Origin of the sequence: Flavobacterium sp. N1736 (genome assembly GCF_025947065.1) — a bacterium.
GTDB lineage: Bacteria > Bacteroidota > Bacteroidia > Flavobacteriales > Flavobacteriaceae > Flavobacterium.
Genome location: NZ_CP109994.1, coordinates 1,756,155 through 1,774,974 on the forward strand (window position 1 = coordinate 1,756,155; position 18,820 = coordinate 1,774,974).

Annotated in this window: 16 protein-coding genes; 2 read left to right on the forward strand and 14 right to left on the reverse strand. The window is 34.5% G+C overall.

The annotated features are described in order from the left end of the window. Window positions 1–5 precede the first annotated feature (5 nt). From OLM54_RS07455 to OLM54_RS07465, 3 genes are all read right to left on the reverse strand, one after another. Window positions 6–116 carry an NTP transferase domain-containing protein gene (locus OLM54_RS07455; protein ID WP_264537962.1) on the reverse strand — a complete coding sequence of 37 codons (111 nt, stop codon included), beginning with the start codon at window positions 114–116 and terminating at the stop codon, window positions 6–8. Continuing rightward, entirely contained in the window at window positions 103–1,230 is a 1,128-nt protein-coding gene (locus tag OLM54_RS07460; RefSeq protein WP_264537963.1) for an XdhC family protein, read from the reverse strand. Before OLM54_RS07460 ends, OLM54_RS07455 begins: the two co-directional genes overlap by 14 nt. Window positions 1,231–1,525: 295 nt before the next feature. Then, window positions 1,526–2,011 carry a copper resistance protein NlpE gene (locus OLM54_RS07465; protein ID WP_264537964.1) on the reverse strand — a complete coding sequence of 162 codons (486 nt, stop codon included), beginning with the start codon at window positions 2,009–2,011 and terminating at the stop codon, window positions 1,526–1,528. Between the two features lie 253 nt (window positions 2,012–2,264). On the opposite strand from OLM54_RS07465, the gene OLM54_RS07470 reads away from it, so the two are divergent. Beyond that, complete coding sequence (locus OLM54_RS07470) at window positions 2,265–2,597, forward strand: YegP family protein (RefSeq protein WP_264537965.1); 333 nt, start codon at window positions 2,265–2,267, stop codon at window positions 2,595–2,597. 57 nt (window positions 2,598–2,654) lie between these two features. On the opposite strand, the gene OLM54_RS07475 is transcribed toward OLM54_RS07470, so the two are convergent. The 11 genes from OLM54_RS07475 to rhaT form a co-directional block, all read right to left on the reverse strand. After that, a complete protein-coding gene (locus tag OLM54_RS07475; protein ID WP_264537966.1) occupies window positions 2,655–3,038 on the reverse strand; it encodes a helix-turn-helix transcriptional regulator in 384 nt (127 codons plus the stop codon). 203 nt (window positions 3,039–3,241) lie between these two features. Next, window positions 3,242–3,643: a hypothetical protein gene (locus OLM54_RS07480; RefSeq protein ID WP_264537967.1), complete on the reverse strand. Its 402-nt coding sequence runs from the start codon at window positions 3,641–3,643 to the stop codon at window positions 3,242–3,244. A gap of 396 nt (window positions 3,644–4,039) precedes the next feature. Next, the gene (locus tag OLM54_RS07485) at window positions 4,040–6,595 is read right to left on the reverse strand and encodes an adenosylcobalamin-dependent ribonucleoside-diphosphate reductase (RefSeq protein WP_264537968.1); all 2,556 of its coding nucleotides are present in this window, start codon (window positions 6,593–6,595) and stop codon (window positions 4,040–4,042) included. A 398-nt stretch (window positions 6,596–6,993) separates the two neighbouring features. After that, window positions 6,994–7,899, reverse strand: a complete 906-nt coding sequence (locus tag OLM54_RS07490; protein WP_264537969.1) for a carbohydrate kinase family protein — start codon at window positions 7,897–7,899, stop codon at window positions 6,994–6,996. Window positions 7,900–8,074: 175 nt separating this feature from the next. Continuing rightward, window positions 8,075–8,665, reverse strand: a complete 591-nt coding sequence (locus OLM54_RS07495) for a LutC/YkgG family protein (protein ID WP_264537970.1) — start codon at window positions 8,663–8,665, stop codon at window positions 8,075–8,077. Next, window positions 8,655–10,058 (reverse strand): lactate utilization protein B, encoded by a 1,404-nt coding sequence (locus tag OLM54_RS07500; RefSeq protein ID WP_264537971.1) that lies wholly within the window; start codon window positions 10,056–10,058, stop codon window positions 8,655–8,657. Before OLM54_RS07500 ends, OLM54_RS07495 begins: the two co-directional genes overlap by 11 nt. An 89-nt stretch (window positions 10,059–10,147) precedes the next feature. After that, window positions 10,148–10,888, reverse strand: a complete 741-nt coding sequence (locus tag OLM54_RS07505; protein WP_264537972.1) for a (Fe-S)-binding protein — start codon at window positions 10,886–10,888, stop codon at window positions 10,148–10,150. A gap of 342 nt (window positions 10,889–11,230) precedes the next feature. Then, complete coding sequence (locus tag OLM54_RS07510; protein ID WP_264537973.1) at window positions 11,231–12,592, reverse strand: FGGY-family carbohydrate kinase; 1,362 nt, start codon at window positions 12,590–12,592, stop codon at window positions 11,231–11,233. A 93-nt stretch (window positions 12,593–12,685) separates the two neighbouring features. Beyond that, complete coding sequence (locus OLM54_RS07515) at window positions 12,686–13,960, reverse strand: TIM barrel protein (protein WP_264537974.1); 1,275 nt, start codon at window positions 13,958–13,960, stop codon at window positions 12,686–12,688. A gap of 185 nt (window positions 13,961–14,145) precedes the next feature. Beyond that, entirely contained in the window at window positions 14,146–16,287 is a 2,142-nt protein-coding gene (locus OLM54_RS07520; protein WP_264537975.1) for a bifunctional aldolase/short-chain dehydrogenase, read from the reverse strand. A gap of 33 nt (window positions 16,288–16,320) precedes the next feature. Further along, complete coding sequence (gene rhaT, locus OLM54_RS07525) at window positions 16,321–17,370, reverse strand: L-rhamnose/proton symporter RhaT (RefSeq protein WP_264537976.1); 1,050 nt, start codon at window positions 17,368–17,370, stop codon at window positions 16,321–16,323. Window positions 17,371–17,740: 370 nt separating this feature from the next. On the opposite strand from rhaT, the gene OLM54_RS07530 reads away from it, so the two are divergent. Then, the gene (locus OLM54_RS07530) at window positions 17,741–18,781 is read left to right on the forward strand and encodes a GntR family transcriptional regulator (protein ID WP_264537977.1); all 1,041 of its coding nucleotides are present in this window, start codon (window positions 17,741–17,743) and stop codon (window positions 18,779–18,781) included. Window positions 18,782–18,820: the final 39 nt, after the last annotated feature.

Here is an 18,820-nt window from a genome sequence, read left to right on the forward strand (position 1 = left end):
GTTTTTTAAAGTGTTGTTTCTTTATATTCTAATAATTGTTTGGGCCGGCCTAATCTTGACGAGTTTCCTGCTGCTAAAATAATGATTCCGGTTTTATTCGTTTTATGATTCGGCATATGGCGCTGTAGTATGTATTTTACCCGTTTTATATTTCAGTGAAGTTCCTGTTTTGCCGCTTATTACTGCTTTAATTTCAGCCATAATCGATAAGGCAATTTCTTCCGATGTTTCTGCGCCAATATCAAGACCAATTGGACCGTAAATACGATTTAATTGTTCTTCGGTTATTTTTATTCCTTCGTTATACAAATCATCAAACATTCGGTTCAGCTTTGTTTTTGGTCCTAAAATTCCGATATAATTACAATTTGTCTGTAAAAGTAATTTTAGCATTGCCAAGTCGTATTTGTAATTATGGGTGATTAACACAAAATAAGTCTGACTGTCAATATTTATGTTCTCTAATACTGTTTCCGGTTTTCCAACCTGTATATTTTTAGCTTCAGGAAATCTCTTTTTTGTGGCATGCGTGGCGCGGCCTTCGGCTATTGTAATTTCCCAGCCTATTATTTCGACCATTTTTACCAATGGCTGAACGTCGTTTCCTGCGCCAACAATAACGAGCGAAACGGGTGGCGAAATGTATTCGATTAAAGCTTCCGTTTCAGTATTTTCTTCTATTTCTTTTACAATGGTAAGTTTTTTGCTTAATACTTGTTTAGCATCTGTAATAAGCTGTAATGCAATACTGTCATGATAAACAGGTTCTGTGTTTTCTCTATAAAACAATACTGTTCCGGATTGTTTGGCTTGTTTTTTTAATGAAAATAATGTCGCAATAATCGCCGGTTTTCTTTCTGCTTGCAATTGCTGTAAAAGATGAATTGGATTGTTTTGAATGTTGTCGTCAATGTATTCAAAAAGAATATGCACAACACCGTTACAGCCTAACTGCAATCCTAATTCAAGATCATCATCGTTGTTTGTGTTGTAAATTATTAATTTATTTTGCTGCTGATGAATCGAAAGTAATGCTTTTCGCAACGCATCTCCTTCAAGACAGCCTCCACTTATTGCACCTGTTAAAAAACCATCTTCTATAACCAGCATTCTTGCTCCTGGTTGTCTGTACGACGATCCTTCTACTTTAACGACTGTTGCCAAAGCTGCTTTTTTTCCCTCAAGTTTTGCTTGTGAATATGCGTTAAGAATTTCGGTGATTTCTTTCATAAATTAACTCCTCTTAACAAAAATAGAGAATTATTTTTTGCAAAACACGTGATTTTACCAAAAAGTACTGCGTTAAAATTGGCACTTTGGCACAAAATAAAACGAGTTAAAGTATTCAATTAAATACTTTAACTCATTGGTGTAATTATTTTTAACACATAGAAACATAGGTCTTTTTAGCTAAAAAAAGGCGTTTCACTTATTTAAATGCAAAAAGCCAGCTATGTGAAATAAATATATTCCTTTTTGCTCACTCTTTTGCATCTAAAACCTATATTTCTCTGTTTAAAACTTTTTATTTTTTGAGAACTAAGGAATAATTTAAATCTGATTTAATTATTTCTCTTTTATTATTCAGTAAATAAATTTTGTTTGAGTCGTGGCTAAAAACGCCATAATATATTTGTCTGGATTCAGGCTGATCCCAATTTAGAACATAAATTGTTCCATCCGGATCGTTTTCTAAACCTCTTTCAAGATTAAAATTACCGTGATCTACAAAATTTTTACTTGGTTTACCTTTGTAAATGCTTGTTAGTTCAAATTTATGACTTTCTATTGTTCCGTCTCCCTGATAAATTTTCAATACAGTTTCAATTCCGCTGCAATCTGCGCAAGGTAATGTACCTAAATATATTGTTGCTTCATTTAAGCTGTTGCTGTCTTCAATAATATTTGTTTCAATATCTCGTAAAGGTGTTTCTGTTAGTTTTTCATTCTTTTGGGAATTACAAGACAGCAAAACACATGCAACTATAAGTGTGATCAATAAATTTTTCATAGTACTACTATTTAAAAAGGATAAATATACAGAATATTCTTATATAACAAAAAATGTTCTTTACCCAAATTATTATGATGAATCAAAAATGTCTCCAAAAGGGATAAATTCATTCTTAATTTAATCTTAAAAAATATTTTTTTAGTGCTTGAAATTCTCCAATTTTATTTCCGGCAAAGTATATTTTGTAATACTAAGTTTTGTATTTTTAGCTCTTGCAAAATATCATACCTAACTTTAATAAAAAAAATACATGGGAAAATTTGTAATTACTAAAAGAGCGAACGGCGAATTTCAATTCAATTTAAAAGCAGGAAATGGTCAGACTATTCTGTCTAGTGAAGGTTATGCAACAAAAGCTGCCTGCGCGAACGGAATTGAATCTGTAAAAACAAATTCGCAGGACGATAATCGATTCGAAAGAAAAGAATCAAGTAATGGAAAGCCATATTTTAATCTAAAAGCTTCAAACGGCCAGATAATTGGCAATAGTGAAATGTACGAAAGCACTTCGGCAAGAGATAATGGAATTACATCTGTAAAAACCAACGCAGCTGATGCTGATACAGACGATCAAACTGTTTAATTTTCAAGGATATTATACTAAAAAACGAGGCGTTAAAAACCTCGTTTTTTTTATGTTTTATATTTGTCCGAATTTCTTTTTATAACGAAATAATTCTTCTTCTGTTTTTTTAAGAAGTTTTTCAAGAAGCTTTATTTTATCTTCATAAAGCGTTTTTAAAGTTTCATTCTCCTGATTAATGAGAATGCTTCCGTTATTATTTCCTTTTACATTATTGAAATTATTAAAATATCTCTGGCTGTCGAAACTAATGATATCTTCTACACTAACATCTAAAATACGAGCAATTTCAACCAATTTAACATAAGAAAGAATTGTTTTTCCTTTCTCAATTTTACTATAACCCGCCTGGGTAACGCCTAATTGATCTGCCATATATTCCTGAGTATAATTTTTTAACTCTCTAATGCTTTTGATTTTGTTTTTTATTGAAGTGGCCATAAACTTTATTTGGGGGGTGTGGTATAGCTATAACTACAATACTTAATCTAAAATTTGCCTCAAATGTAGGTCAATGAAGCTTGTATTTGTATGTTATTTTTTTTTCATGGTAATGATGAAACCGTACACAATTGCAACGATCATAAATACCAAATCGAAACGTGAAATTCCGAATAATAATTGATCCATTTGATATATTGGTTTTATGTTCTTTGCAAAATCTGATCGAATTTCAAGCTTGAATACTGATCAATTTGTTTTGCAATTGTAGTTCGGTCGAGGGGATTGATTTTAATTTTGGTTTCTTTTTTATAGACATCTTTTACAATAACATAATAGTCAAATTCGATGTTTGTATAAAACCTTAAAATAATTAAAATCGTGTAACACAATAAAGTAGGAATAATGTAATAGAGCTCTACCAAATCTGAAAAAACCATAAAATAATAGGCTACCGCTGTAATGGCTACAAAAGCACTATTTTCAAGAAAGAAAGATCTCTTTTTTTTGAGCAATCCGAGCTCGACAACTTCATTAAAGTTATATTGCCAGTGTTCTGATCCGTAGTAAAACTGGACTTGATCATGTGTGAGGGTAATAAACATAGTATTTAATTGTTATTTTTAAAAAAGTATAAGAAATCTCATAAAGATTCTTAAAATTCAGTAGAAAAAATTAATTTTACACCTTTATGTCATGTATAAAATTGTCCGAATGCTAAATAAACATTCGTAATCGCAATATTACGCATAATCTGCTTTTTTATTCCTACAAACTACCTTATAGAATATAACTAAACGTTGTAATTCAATCTAAATATCAATTTTTACTTATTTTTTATCTAACATGATTGGGATTTTACCTATATATATTTTCCATATAAAATGGCGTGTAATTTCAGCGCATTAGCACTAACAAAAATACCCGCAGGAAAATGCTGCGGGTATTTTTTTATTTTCTTTTAATAGTATATTCAGAGCAAACTGAAATCGATTTAAGGATTAGCCACATTTAGACGAACCACAATCGTTGCACGTAAGACAGCCTTCCTGATAGATCAGATTATCAGAATTACAGTTACTGCATTTTTGCCCGTTAACCTCTGTGCCGTCAACTATATAACGTTTAAGAGCTCGTGTTACTCCGTTTTTCCAGGTGCTTATTGATTCGCCATCCAATTGCAGGCTGCTCACCAATTCTACCACTTTATCAATAGGCATTCCGTGTCTTAAAGTGCTCGAAATCAGCTTAGCATAATTCCAGTATTCAGGATTAAATTTATGCGAAAGCCCTTCAATTGTTGTTTTATAACCTCTTGTATTTTTATATTGAAAATCATAACGGCTGGTTCCGTCTTCATTTTTATTTTTAATAATAAGCCCTTCAGAAACCCAACGCGGAATCAAAATTCCATCTTCGTCATCAACAAGACCTGTAAAAATTTCATAAGGTCTGTCTTCTACTAATCCTATAAAAGCGATCCATTTATCTTTACTGTTTTGAAAACGAACAACGTCTCCTTTTAATATCTGCGGGCGTTTTGTTGGAAAAGCACTTAAATGTGTTTCAACAGTTTCTTCTTTTTTCTCTGTATTCGAAATTAATACGCCGGAGCGCGAGCCGTCTCTATATACTGTAACACCTTTACAGCCTTCTTCCCAGGCTTGCATATATAATTTACCCACCATTTCTTCTGGCGTATCATTTGGTACATTAATGGTTACCGAAATAGAGTGATCTACCCATTTTTGTATTTTGCCCTGCATGCGCACTTTGCTTAACCAATCGATATCGTTGCTTGTTGCTTTAAAGTAAGGCGATTTTTGTACCAAAATATCAATTTCCTCCTGCGTATAATTTTTAGTTATATCATATCCGTTTACAAGCATCCATTCTTTAAACCTGTGATGAAAAACAACGTATTCTTCCCAACTATCGCCTACTTCATCAACAAAATCTACGCGTACGTCTTTATCATTTGGATTTACTTTTCTTCGGCGTTTATACACCGGTAAAAAAACAGGCTCTATTCCGGATGTTGTTTGCGTCATTAAACTTGTTGTACCCGTTGGCGCAATAGTTAACAAAGCAATATTACGGCGTCCGTATTTTTGCATTTCACGATACAAATCGGCGTCGGCTTCTTTTAATCGAAGTACAAACGGGTTATTTTTTTCTCTTTCGGCATTATAAATACCAAACATACCGCGTTCTTTAGCCAGATTTACAGATCCGCGATAGGCTTCAATAGCCAAGAGTTTATGTATTTTCTCTGAAAATTCGATACCTTCATCACTTCCGTAACGCAAACCCATTGCCGCAAGCATATCTCCTTCGGCAGTAATACCAATACCGGTTCTACGACCTTCATTTGCCTTATTTTTAATGTTAAGCCAAAGGTTTTTCTCTACCAATTTTATTTCTTCGCTTTCAGGATCTTCGTTGATTTTTTCTAATATTGAATCGATTTTTTCCAATTCCAAATCAATAATATCATCCATTATTTTCTGAGCTGCGGCAATATGTTTTTTGAAAAGATCAAAATCAAATGAAGCATTTTTTGTAAAAGGTTTATTTACATAAGAAAATAAATTGATGGCCAGCAAACGACAAGAATCATAAGCGCAAAGCGGAATTTCTCCGCACGGATTTGTCGACAATGTTTTGTATCCTAAATCAGCGTAACAATCCGGCAATGATTCGTTTATGATAGTATCCCAAAACAAAATTCCCGGTTCTGCTGATTTCCATGCATTATGGATAATTTTGCTCCATAATTCCTTTGCTTTTATTTCTTTACTGTATAATGGATTATCGCTAAAAATGGGATATTTCTGCAAATAACCTGAATCTGACTTTACGGCTTTCATAAAAGCATCATCAATACGAACCGATACATTTGCGCCGGTTACCTTTCCCTGTTCCATCTTTGCATCAATAAAATCAGATGCATCGGGATGATTTATAGAAACTGACAACATTAAAGCACCGCGTCGGCCATCTTGTGCGACTTCACGGGTCGAATTAGAATAACGTTCCATAAACGGAACAAGTCCTGTAGAGGTCAACGCTGAATTTTTAACCGGTGAACCTTTTGGGCGAATATGCGAAAGATCATGACCAACGCCTCCCCTGCGCTTCATTAACTGCACTTGTTCCTGATCAATTTTCATGATTCCGCCGTAAGAATCTGAACTGTTATTTCCTATCACAAAACAATTTGACAATGATGCAATTTGAAACGGATTACCAATTCCCGTCATCGGACTTCCCTGAGGAACAAGGTATTTAAAGTCTTTTATGAGATCAAAAATTTCCTTTTCAGAAAATGGATTTGTGTATTTCTTTTCAATTCTCGCAATTTCAGCTGCAATACGGCGATGCATATCTTGTGGTGATTTTTCGAAAATATTTCCATCTGAATCTTTAAGTGCGTATTTATTAATCCAAACGGTAGCTGCAAGACTATCTCCTTTAAAATACGCTAAAGAAGCCTCCATAACTTCATCTTGAGTGTAAGTTATTTTTGTGTTTTTTTCGTTCAGAATTTGATCCATAATAGTGAAATTTTAAAGGTGATATTGTGTCAGCAAATTTAAAAACAAATAAACTATCAAAAAAAATAATTTAAAAAAGTGAGCAAAAAAATCAACTCAAATTACTTATTATCAATTAATTAAAAATTTATAAACACCAAAAAGTTAACAAATAATTTATTTTTAAGTAATAATTAATAACAAAATTGATATAAATCATTGTCTGATAAAAACGAAATTTATCTGCTAAAAAAAAACTCAAAAAAGAAAATATTATGCGTTTAAATAAAGTATTGTTTTTTTATTAAGAGTTTTGACGAACGCCTAAAAAATCTTTATTTCAGAACTTCATTATTTTGCATAAAAAAACCACTCTCGGATAAGAATGGTTAATGGCAAGTTACATTTTTCAAAAAGCCTTATTTCGACTCTTTGGATAGTATTTTTTCAATTCTGGAAGATGAAATTTCAGGATTTGCTCCGACAGATTCAGCAACTAAAGCGCCAATTGCACAAGCAAAATCCAGCGCAGTCTGAGGTTCTTTCCCTGTAAGTAAAGATGTTGTTAAAGCGGCCAAAAAGGAATCTCCTGCTCCAACGGTGTCAGCAACTTTTACGGTATAACCTTCATTTTCATAAAGTTGTCCTTTCCATAATAACACAGCGCCGTCTTTTCCTCTGGTAACACAAATTGATTTTGTATGGGTTTGTTCTGCTATAAAATGGATATTTTCTTCGAGACTTGTAAAAGGTGATTGTAAAGCTGCGGCAATTTCTAGAATTTCCTCATCGTTAAACTTTATAAAATTGGCAGAAAGCATTAATCTTTCAAGAACTTCGTAAGTATAATGCGGCTTTCTTAAATTAACGTCAAACACTTTATAAACATTAGTCTGCAATAAATTTTTAAGCGATTTTCTTGATACTTCATCACGGCAAACTAAACTTCCGTATACTAAAACATCTGCATTTATAACCAGCGTTTCGGCTAAATTATTCAGCACAATTTTATCCCATGCCGATGGATAATTTATTTCGTAAGTTGCAGAACCACTTTCGTTTAGAGTTACATTCACCAATCCTGTCGGAAACATTTCAGAAACCATAACAGTATCTGTTTGAAGCCCTAATTGTTTGATGTGATTTAGAATTGCTTTTCCATCCTCGTCATTTCCTACGCAGCTAATCATGGCAACTTCGCAGCCTAATGTTTTCATGCGCAGCGCCACATTTAATGGTGCGCCGCCTATTTTTTTCTTATCATCAAAAACATCCCAAAGTACTTCTCCGTAAGCAACTGCTTTAAGGCTTTTTGTGTTATTCATTCTTAACTTATTTAATATTTGTTTGCGGATTCAATATTATAAAGTTAAACTTTTATTTTTTGATGCATTGTGATATGCAGTATTTTGTCATTCTGAGGAACGAAGAATCTCCGTAAGAAACTCGCCAATCTTTATCGATTCAGCAACGGAGATTCTTCGTTCCTCAGAATGACAATTAAGCGGATAATAAAAAAACGATTAAACCTCTTGCTCCGTGCGCTCCTAAAACTAAAGATTGCTCAATATCAGCTGTTTTTGAAGGTCCGGCGATAAAAGTTGCAAAACCATATTCCTGGCTTCCAATTCGTTCATACGCCTGATGCATGGTTGGTATAATATCTTTTTTATTTACAACAATCGCCAGATATTGCGCAATAAAAGGCGCTACACGCTGACCTAAAATATCATCGGTTACCCAAAGTGCACTATTTTCGGCAACGCCAAAATGTGCTTTTATAATCGTTAATTCTACGTTTTGCAGCGAATGTGGATCTTCATTTTTCCAGTCTAAAACCGCTACTTCTGAAAGTTCCGGAATTGTAGTAATAATGCGTCTTTCAAGTGCGTAATTGGTTTTTAAGTAATCAATTATTTCATCGTAATTCGCTACTTCAACAAAATCACCGCCAATGTTTTTCAATACGGTTTTATAAGTATCTAAAACCTCAAAATTATCTGAACCTAAAACATTTAAGTCAGGCAAATCAGCAATTATATTGGGCTGGCTGTTTTTTATTTTCTGTAAAATTTCTGCTTTACTGCTCATCTTTTTTCGCTTTAGCTTCTCTCGAATTTTTCTTGTACCATTCTCTAAAAGATTCCTCAGGAACGTCGGGCATTTCACGCTGATCGTACCATTTGTTCATTTTATTGTTTACCAAAGCCGGAATATTTTTCATTACAAATCTTCCCGATTTTCCTGCAATATTAAAAATAGTTGGGTTTGATAAAACGGTTGCCATTGTTTTCATTGCGACGGTTTTTGCAGCTGGCGTATGTCCTTCTTTTACTAAAACCTGACGCCATTTGTACAATTGATCGTGAATATCAATTTTTACGGGACAAACATTGGTACACGAACCACAAAGCGTACTTGCAAAAGGCAAATCGGCATTTTTGCTCATATCGAGATTGGGTGCCAAAATAGCGCCAATTGGTCCCGCAACAGCATTATGATAACTGTGTCCGCCGCTTCGTCTATAAACAGGACATGTATTCATACACGCGCCGCAACGAATACATTTTAACGAGTTTTTAAAATCTTCTCTGCCCAATTGGGTGCTTCTTCCATTGTCGACAATTACAATGTGAAGTTCTTTTCCGTCTCTTGGTTTTTTAAAATGACTTGAAAAAGTCGTAATTGGTTGTCCGGTTGCGCTTCTGGCTAATAATCTCAGGAAAACGCCTAAATGTTTTCGCTGCGGAATCAGTTTTTCAAATCCCATACAAGCAATATGAACATCGGCTAAATGCGCGCCCATATCGGCGTTTCCTTCATTGGTACAAACCACAAATTCGCCCGTTTCTGCAATGGCAAAATTAACTCCGGTTAAAGCTACTTTACGGGTTAAGAATGTATCTCTTAAAGTTAAACGTGCAGATTCTGTTAAATATTGAGGATCAATGTTTCCTTTTTCTGTACCTAAATGTTCGTGAAAAGTCTCGCTTACATCTTCTTTTTTAAGGTGAATTGCCGGCAAAACAATATGACTTGGCGGTTCTTTTCGAAGCTGAACAATATATTCTCCTAAATCAGAATCGATTACTTCGATGCCTTTTTCGGCCAGATAATCATTCAAATGACATTCTTCTGTAAGCATTGATTTTGATTTCACCATTTGCTTTACATCGTGTTTTGCCATGATCGAATGCACGATTTCGTTATGCTCTTTTGCATCAGCCGCCCAATGCACAATGATTCCGTTTTTTTGAGCATTTACCTCAAATTCAACTAAATAATCATGAATATTTGAGAGTACATTATTTTTTATTTGTGAAGCCGTTTCACGAAGCAATTCCCAATCGGGAATATTATGTGCAGCTTTATCGCGTTTTTCACGAACAAACCAAAGTGTTTCATCATGCCAGTTTACGCGTTCTACATCTTTGTTAAAACGTGTTGCGGCTTCGCTATGTTCGATTATTTTTTTTGAAGACATCTTTTGTTATTTATTTAACCATTAAGCTAAGCTTTATAAACTTAATCTCTTAATGGTAAAAAGAAAATTAAGTTTAATTTTAAAATCGCTTAGTTTTCGAACGAGTTTAATATTTCGGCAATATGAATGGTTTTGATGTTGCTTTTTTGCCTTTTCAGAATTCCTTCTAAATGCATTAAACACGACATATCGCCGCCTGTAATATAATCAACCTGATGATTTTCATGGTCCGTGATTCGGTCTTGTCCCATTTTTACCGAAACTGCTTCTTCGGTTACACAAAATGTTCCACCAAAACCACAGCATTCATCTTTTCTCGATAAAGAAACCAAATCGATTCCGTTAATTTTGCTTAGTAATTGTTCCGGTTTTGAAAAAAATGGTGCGTTTAATTCCGTCATCTGCGAAAGCTTTAACCCACGTTGACCGTGACAGCTTACATGCATACCAACTCTGTACGGAAAATTCCCGTCGATATGATCTATTTTCAGAATATCAGTAATAAACTCCGTTAATTCGAAAACTTTTTTACGCATTTCTGCTGCCAATTCTTCTTGTTTTTCGTCGTGCAAATGTTCTTTTACATGCAAAACACAACTTCCCGAAGGGCAAACAATATAATCAAATCCTGTAAAATTGGCTATGAAATTAGCGTCGCAGCCTTTCGTTAAATATTGGTATCCGCTATTCGCCATTGGTTGTCCGCAGCAGGTTTGACCCATCGGAAAATGAACCTCGCAGCCTAATTTCTGTAAAAGTTCATAGGTTGCAATCGCTACTTTTGGGTAAAACTGATCGACATAACACGGTATAAATAATCCGATTTTCATATTACTGTATTATTATTTTCTTTTTAAACACGATTATGTGTTTACTATTTTTTCACGCAGATTTCAAAAGATTTAAGCTGATGCGCGCAGATAATTAATCAAAATGAATCTGCTAAAATCTGCAGAATCTGCGTGAAACAAAAATCTTTTTAATCTTTAAATCTGTGGCTATAATTTTCTCTCGCAGATTCTGCAGATTGAGCAGATTTTTAATTTTAATTTTATTTCACGCTGACTTTAAAAGATTTAAACAAATGCGCGCAGATAATTAATCAAAAATGCTAAAATCTGCAGAATCTGCGTGAAAAAATCTTTTTAATCTTTTAAATCTGTGGCTATATATCAATGTTTATAAAATTTCAAATCAATTAAATCATTTTGTATTGGTTTCGGGTTCCAGTTTTGATGAATTGCCAATGCTGCGCCCAATGCACTTGCCTGCGCCATCGATGCTGCATAAACTTCAATATCAGGGAATGCTTCGGCGAGTAAATTCATGAAAATTGAATTTTTACTAAAACCTCCATCCACAAAAATCTTCTTTACGGGACTGTTATGAATCACTAAATTAGTCGAAAAAAACTGTTGTTCAACGAGATCAAGCATTAATTGATGATAGGCAATATCGTAACTTTTAAACGTATTTAAATCTCTTTTTTGAAACGGACATTCTTTCAGAATATCAAAATCATATTTCTTCGGATAAACGATCTGGAAGTTTAAAGCTCTTAAATTTGAAACGATTTTTTTATCAAAATAAATATCTTTGAAACTGTCAAACGGCACATTAAAATGTTCTGCTAATCTTTTTGCCTGAATTTCATGCTCATTTCCCGAAAATAATCGTGCTGCTTTTACCGGTTTTTCGGTGTATTGCATGTAACACAAACAATCGTTTTGAAGTTCTACAAACGTTAAAGGCTTATTATTAAAAGGATTGAGCGAAATACTCCAGGTTCCTGTTGATAATAAAACAAAAGGTTCTGTAAAGTTGATGGTGTAAGGAATAATCGCCGATGAACTATCATGCAGACCAATTCCTACTGACAAATCATTTTCTTTTTTGATAATGTCTCTACCGGGATGAATTGGCGGAAGCTTCTCTTTTATACCTTCTTTTTTTAGCCATTTGTGATACTTCATCTTTTTAAAATTCCAAAGATTAGTATGGCATCCAATGCTTGTAATATCAGTATATGCTTCGCCTGTTAACAGAAAACTCAAATATTGCGGTAAATGCAGGCAATATTTTACTTTTTCAAATAACTCCGGTTTTTCTTCTTTCAATCTGTAAATCTGCATTCCCGAATTCAGACTTCCTAAAACAGGAGAAGCTGTTTTTACTGCAAAAACTTCTTCTCCTTTATATGTAGCATAAAAATGGTCTTTTAGTTCTTTTGGATAATCTTTTAGATAGTTGTACAAAGGTGTTAAAACTTCACCTTTATCATCAACATATACAAAACTAGCGCCGTAAGTACTAAAATTTATGGCTTTTAGAACGTAATTATTCAGTTCTTTTATTTCTGATAATCGGTCAAGAATCCAGTTTTTGAGTACTTCAATATCTTCACACGGAAAACCGTCTTCATCAACTGTTTCGTTCAGATTTACTGATTTTTCCCAAACAATTCTATAGTTTTCATCAAATAAAAATACTTTTTTGTTGGTTTTACCAATATCAAAAATTGCAACTACATTCATTTTTTTAATTGTAAATTGTGAGTTGTGAATTGTGAATTGTGATTTTTATTCAGTCTTTTTACTAACTCATAATTCACAACTCACAATTCATAATTATAATCCTGTTGCCATCGTTTTTAATCCTCTTTCGCCAATTAGATTGTTTCTAACAGCAAGACTGCGGTATAATTCCACAGGATTTAAAGCCGCTCCTGAACGCAAACGAGCCTCAGCAACCAAAGCGCGAACATCTGTACGGAAAGCATTTTGCAGAATTTCCTGTGCTTTTACCACATCGTTCTCATCCTGAGCAATTTCTAACGATTTTCTGTCTACCAAAAGTGCCTGCGCATAAGCAATCATAATCGCTTCTACAGATTGCAATAAATCTTCTAAAGGATCTTTTATGTTGTGAGAAGCATCGATCATCCAGCCTAAATCTTTGGCGTGATTCATTCCTCTGGCATCCATTCCTTCAACTAATTCATTGAAAATCAAGAATAATTGATATGGTTTTAAAGCTCCGGCTGTTAAATCATCATCTCCGTATTTTGAATCGTTAAAATGGAATCCGCCTAATTTGTTTTCCATCAATAATAAAGAAACGATTTGCTCAATATTAGCATTTGGCAAATGATGTCCTAAATCGACTAAAGTCTGCGCTTTGTCTCCTAATTTTTTTACATATGAATATGATTGTCCCCAATCTGCCACTGTTGTGGAATAAAAGTTAGGTTCAGCACATTTATATTCTAAAAATAATTTCCAGTTTGAAGGCAATGCATCGTAGATTTCTTCTAAACTTTCTAAGGTATTTTGGTAGGCGCGACGAAAGTTTAATTGTCCCGGAAATGAAGATCCATCTGCTAACCAAACCGTTAACGATTCTGATCCTAATTCGATTCCGTGTTTAATAACTTCGATATTATGAGCGATCGCTTGTTTACGAACCGCTTTATTTACGTTTTGTAAAGAACCAAATTTATACGTATGTTCCTGATTTGCCTGATCCTGAAATGTATTTGAGTTCATGGCGTCAAACTTTAAACCGTGTTGTCCGGCTAAGTTTTTTATGGCCTGATAATCTGTTGGAATATCCCACGGAATGTGCAATGAAATCGCTCCCGAAGCTTTGTTTAAAGCATGAAGCAAACCTACATCTTCGATTTTTTCTTCAATCGAACGTGGTTCTCCGCCTCCGGCAAAACGTCCAAATCTTGTTCCTCCTGTTCCTAATGCCCAAGATGGAATCGCGATTTGAAATTCGATTAGTTTTTTAATAATTGCTTCTGCATCTCCAATTTCTGAAGTTGTAAAAGCAAATTTATTTTGATGTTTTTTTAATAACTCATCATTATGCGAGTCTATTTTGTTTGATCCAATTAACATATTATTTTCTTTTAATGAAATTCAATTGCTAAATATATAATTTGAATTTCTGTTTTACTATACTTTTTATGTTATTTCGTTTGTTTAAAATTCATCTCTTCATTTTAAATACTAACGTTCGAAATCATCGAACGTTAGATCACAAAAAACCACTTTTGCTTAAACAAACTTAAAAAAAACTATTTTTATCTATAGAAGCCCATTGCTACACCGCCGTCTACATTTAAGGCGTTTCCTGTTGATTTGCTCAACAATCCTCCTGTAAATGCAAAACATGCATTGGCAATATCATCAGGCAATATGATTTCATTTAGTAAGGTGCGTTTGGCATAATATGCCGGTAATTCTTCTACCGTAACGCCATATGCTTTGGCTCTTCCTTCTGCCCAGCCTCCGGACCAAATGTTTGAATCTGAAATTACGGCATCAGGATTTACCGTGTTCACGCGAATTTTATCGGGTCCCAATTCTGCTGCCATAAGGCGCGTTAAATGTGCCTGAGCCGCTTTTGCTGATCCGTAACCCGGATTGTTTGGTCCTGCAACAACCGCATTTTTTGATACGATGTTTACAATGTCTCCACCAAATCCCTGTTTGCGCATTACTTCGATTCCCGCTTTTGAAACGATGAATTGTCCTTTTACCAGAATATCGTATAATCTGTCCCATTCTTCGAGCGTATGTTCGGCTATTGATTTTGAGATGCTGATTCCGGCATTGTTCACTACGATATCAACTCCTCCAAAAGCAAGACAGGCTTCGTCAAGTGCTTTTTCGGTGCTGTTTTCGTTTGTAACATTTAAAAGTGTGCTTGAAACGGCATCTTTTCCAAAGGTTTTTATGAAGTCTTTTGTGGCTTCTTCCAAACGTTCTTCGTTGATGTCGTTGATAATTACGCAAGCGCCTTCCTGTGCAAACTTTTTGGCAATTGCTTTTCCTATTCCTCCGGCTGATCCGGTAATTAAGGCAACTCTTCCTGAAAGTGCTTTTGGTTTTGGCATTCTTTGCAGTTTTGCTTCTTCCAATAACCAATACTCGATATCAAAAGCTTCCTGATGCGGAAGTGAGGTATATTCTGAAACGGCTTCTGCGCCTTTCATAACATTCACTGCATTCACATAATATTCTGATGCCAGTCTTGCCATCGTTTTATCTTTGGCAAAAGTGAACATTCCAACTCCGGGATATAAAATAACCACAGGATTTGGGTCGCGCATTGCAGGCGAATTTGATTTTTTGCAGGTATTGTAATAATCCTTGTACATCGCTCTGTAGGCTTCAAAAGCAGGCTGTAGTTTTGCTTTGATGGCGTTTACATCTGATAAATCTTCGTTTGGGTCAAGTTCCAAAACAAGCGGACTGATTTTGGTTCTTAAAAAGTGGTCCGGACATGAAGTTCCAAGCGGAGCCAGTTTTTCAAGATCATTTGAATTGATGAATTCCAAAACTCTTTGATCATCTGTATAATGTCCAATCATCTGGCGTTCTGACGAGCAGAATCCTCTCAGGATTGGCGCTACTTTTGCTGCTTTTAGTTTTCTTGCTTCTTCCGGCAGACTTTGTATTTTTTGTCCTCCAAAAACAGGACGTTTTTTTCCGTAGTTATTCTCTAAATATGTCGCGCATTTCTCGATTACTTCAAGGGTGTTGATGTAGCTTTCGTAGGCTGTGTCTCCCCAGGTAAAAAGTCCGTGGGAACCAAGCATGATGCCACGTAGTTTTTTTCCTTTTTTCTCTGCTTCCTCAAGGCAAGATCTTAATTGTAATCCAAGATCAAAACCGGGACGCTGCCAGCCTACCCAGCCAATTTCGCCGTCGAATAATTCTTCGGTAATTTTTGCCCCGTCTTTGGCAGCAGCGATTGCAATGGCCGCATCGGGATGCAAATGGTCGATATGTTTAAATGGCAAGAATCCGTGCAATGGCGTATCGATTGACGGTGCTTTTGAAGCCAAATCAAAAATACAGTGGTTGAAAAGTTCTACCATTTCATCTTCGAATTCAATACCTCTGTATACGTTTTCCAGATTACGAAGTCTTTCTAAATAAAGTGCCGCACAACCTGATTTTGTCAGGGTTCCAATATCCCCGCCTGATCCTTTGATCCACATTACTTCTGAGTTTTCTCCCGTTAAGGGGTCTTTGTCTGTAATTTTTACAGAAGTGTTTCCTCCTCCGTAATTGGTCAATCGCAAATCGGCGCCAAGTAAATTAGAACGATAAATGAAAAGCGCTACTTCATCTCCTGCCAGGGCTGCTGCTTTGGCTTCATCCCAAAGGTAGCTCACGTGCTTAAAATTCATATGTGTGGTATTTGTATTCGACATTGTATAAATGTTAATTGGTTGTCTGTCTTTATTTTATAATGAATTTCCAATTCCGACTAATACTATTGAAAGCATGATCAATCCAATTCCCCATAAAAAAGTATTGAATGTTTTTTTGGAAACTCCTTTCCATTCTTTCAGATAAAATCCCCAGAAATTGGCTGTCAAAATAATCGTCGCCATGTGTAAAATCCATGAACTGGCTCCGTTTCCTAATTTGCTTTCGCCCATTCCGTAGAAGAAAAACTGCAAAAACCACATGGTTCCGGCAAGTGCAGAAAAAAGAATGTTTTTAGTAATTGGTGATTGTTTATTAGTGTAATCTCCAAAAGTTTTATTTTTGAAATTAAGATACATACACCAGATAAAATTGGTTGTAAGTCCGCCCCAAAGCAGCACGATATAGGTTACATTATTCTGAAACAAAGGATTACAGCCTGAAATTACAGCAGCTTCCGCCATTGGTTTTCCGGCTTCGATTCCGTAATTGAAAAACGAGCTTAAAATACCCGATATCACAGCGATGATAAGTCCTTTAGTCAGATTAAAATCTTTGTCTTTATCTTCATGTCCAACGGCAAAATCTTTTTCTTTTAAAATTCCCGCTTTTCCGGAAATAGCAATTCCGATAAGACAAACGGCAACACCCAGCAAAACCAATTGTCCACCAGTGCTGTGCAGCATATCTGTAAAAGAAATTTTTCCTTCTGTTGGATAAAAATTATAATAAATGGAAGGCACCAAAGCTCCAAAAGCAGAACAGAAACCTAATACAATAGAATTTCCTAGTGACATTCCTAAATAACGAACGCCTAAACCGTAGGTTAATCCGCCAATTCCCCAAATAAGCCCCATTGAGAAAGTAAATGCTTTGATTGCCGGTGAGGCTGCGGCGATGATTTCAGGAAAATTCGGAATCGTTAAATAGGCTGCAATTGGCGGAACGATAAGCCAGGAGAAAAAACCTCCTACGAGCCAGTAGCTTTCCCAAGCCCAATTTTTAACTTTTTTGAATGGCATGTAAAAACTCCCTGAAGAAAATCCTCCAATGGAGTGAAAAATGATTCCTAATAATGATTCCATTTATAAATTTGTTTGTGGTTATTGTGATAGTTAATCTCGTTTGGTAAAATAAGAAAATGTAAAAAACAAAACTATCCTGTACTATCCTTTATATTATATGTTAAAACCAAGAGGTATTGCAAAGAAGTATCGAATTAAATTAAAAAAATAAATTTAAAATTTCTATTTTAGCAATCGATTTCGCAATTATTAAAAACACATTTATTTAATAAATAAAGAATCAGATTGAGAATTAAGTTCCTTAAATTTAGTGCTGCCTTTTCTTGAAAACAACAGCAAAAAAGGTAACCAACTAAAATAAAGCTTTTTACAAAAAATATAATTTAAAATTGCGTTTTTAAAACAAGCGTAATTTGCAATTACAAGCCCCATGATCAAACTTATTAAAATAGATGAAGATTCAAGAGTTCCGAAATACAAACAAATTGTAGACTCGATTCTGCAGAATATTGCCAACGGAAATCTGAAAATAAATCAAAAAATTCCTTCTATAAACAGCTTCAGTGAAGAATTTTATATGTCGAGAGATACGGTTGAGAAGGCTTATAATATTTTAAAAGAGCGAAAAATAATTTCATCTATTCGGGGAAAAGGCTATTATATTACGCGAACCAAGCTTGAATCTAAGGTAAATATTTTGTTTTTGTTTAATAAACTGAGTGCGTACAAAATGAAAACGTACAACTCGTTTATTAATACTGTTGGTGCAAATGCTCACGTTGATTTACATATTTACCATTGTGATGAAACTTTATTCCTGAATTTACTGGACAAATTTGAAGGCGTTTATGATTATTACGTAATCACCACTCATTTTAAAACAGATGAATTAAAACATTTGAGTTTTACCGATGATGTTGTAAAAGCGATTCAGAGAATTCCGCAGGAAAAATTGGTTATTATGGACAACATAAAGCTAAATATGGAAGGCGAAATCATTAAAATTTATCAGGATTTTGAAAACGATATTTACAATGCTTTAAAAGAAGGACTTGCCAAAATATCCAAATACAAAAGACTGATCCTGATCTATCCTGAAAAAGCGGTTTATCCTTATCCACGCAGAATTTTACACGGTTTTAAAAAGTTTTGTGTTGAACACGAAATAAATTTCGAAATTCTGAGTGAGGTTTACGACGATATGGTTTTGAAAAAAGGCGATTTATTTATTACTATCGAAGAATCTGATCTTGTTAATTTAATGAAACAAATTCGCGATGAAGAATATGTTTTAGGAAAAGATATTGGCGTAATCTCTTATAATGACACGCCTTTAAAAGAGCTTTTAGGCATAACAGTAATGTCTACCGATTTTAATGTTATGGGTGAAACGGCCGCCAGAATGATTTTGAATAAAGAAAAAGGTTCGGTTAAAGTGCCGTTTAATTTTATTGACAGGAATTCGATTTAAAAGAAGTCTTTTTAAGGATGTGAACTATAGTTTAACACC

Bases quoted from the DNA above. Each gene is read 5' to 3' on its own strand.
- OLM54_RS07455 (WP_264537962.1), bottom strand. From the start codon at position 116: ATGCCGAATCATAAAACGAATAAAACCGGAATCATTATTTTAGCAGCA.
- OLM54_RS07460 (WP_264537963.1), bottom strand. From the start codon at position 1,230: ATGAAAGAAATCACCGAAATTCTTAACGCATATTCACAAGCAAAACTT.
- OLM54_RS07465 (WP_264537964.1), bottom strand. From the start codon at position 2,011: ATGAAAAATTTATTGATCACACTTATAGTTGCATGTGTTTTGCTGTCT.
- OLM54_RS07470 (WP_264537965.1), top strand. From the start codon at position 2,265: ATGGGAAAATTTGTAATTACTAAAAGAGCGAACGGCGAATTTCAATTC.
- OLM54_RS07475 (WP_264537966.1), bottom strand. From the start codon at position 3,038: ATGGCCACTTCAATAAAAAACAAAATCAAAAGCATTAGAGAGTTAAAA.
- OLM54_RS07480 (WP_264537967.1), bottom strand. From the start codon at position 3,643: ATGTTTATTACCCTCACACATGATCAAGTCCAGTTTTACTACGGATCA.
- OLM54_RS07485 (WP_264537968.1), bottom strand. From the start codon at position 6,595: ATGGATCAAATTCTGAACGAAAAAAACACAAAAATAACTTACACTCAA.
- OLM54_RS07490 (WP_264537969.1), bottom strand. From the start codon at position 7,899: ATGAATAACACAAAAAGCCTTAAAGCAGTTGCTTACGGAGAAGTACTT.
- OLM54_RS07495 (WP_264537970.1), bottom strand. From the start codon at position 8,665: ATGAGCAGTAAAGCAGAAATTTTACAGAAAATAAAAAACAGCCAGCCC.
- OLM54_RS07500 (WP_264537971.1), bottom strand. From the start codon at position 10,058: ATGTCTTCAAAAAAAATAATCGAACATAGCGAAGCCGCAACACGTTTT.
- OLM54_RS07505 (WP_264537972.1), bottom strand. From the start codon at position 10,888: ATGAAAATCGGATTATTTATACCGTGTTATGTCGATCAGTTTTACCCA.
- OLM54_RS07510 (WP_264537973.1), bottom strand. From the start codon at position 12,592: ATGAATGTAGTTGCAATTTTTGATATTGGTAAAACCAACAAAAAAGTA.
- OLM54_RS07515 (WP_264537974.1), bottom strand. From the start codon at position 13,960: ATGTTAATTGGATCAAACAAAATAGACTCGCATAATGATGAGTTATTA.
- OLM54_RS07520 (WP_264537975.1), bottom strand. From the start codon at position 16,287: ATGTCGAATACAAATACCACACATATGAATTTTAAGCACGTGAGCTAC.
- rhaT (WP_264537976.1), bottom strand. From the start codon at position 17,370: ATGGAATCATTATTAGGAATCATTTTTCACTCCATTGGAGGATTTTCT.
- OLM54_RS07530 (WP_264537977.1), top strand. From the start codon at position 17,741: ATGATCAAACTTATTAAAATAGATGAAGATTCAAGAGTTCCGAAATAC.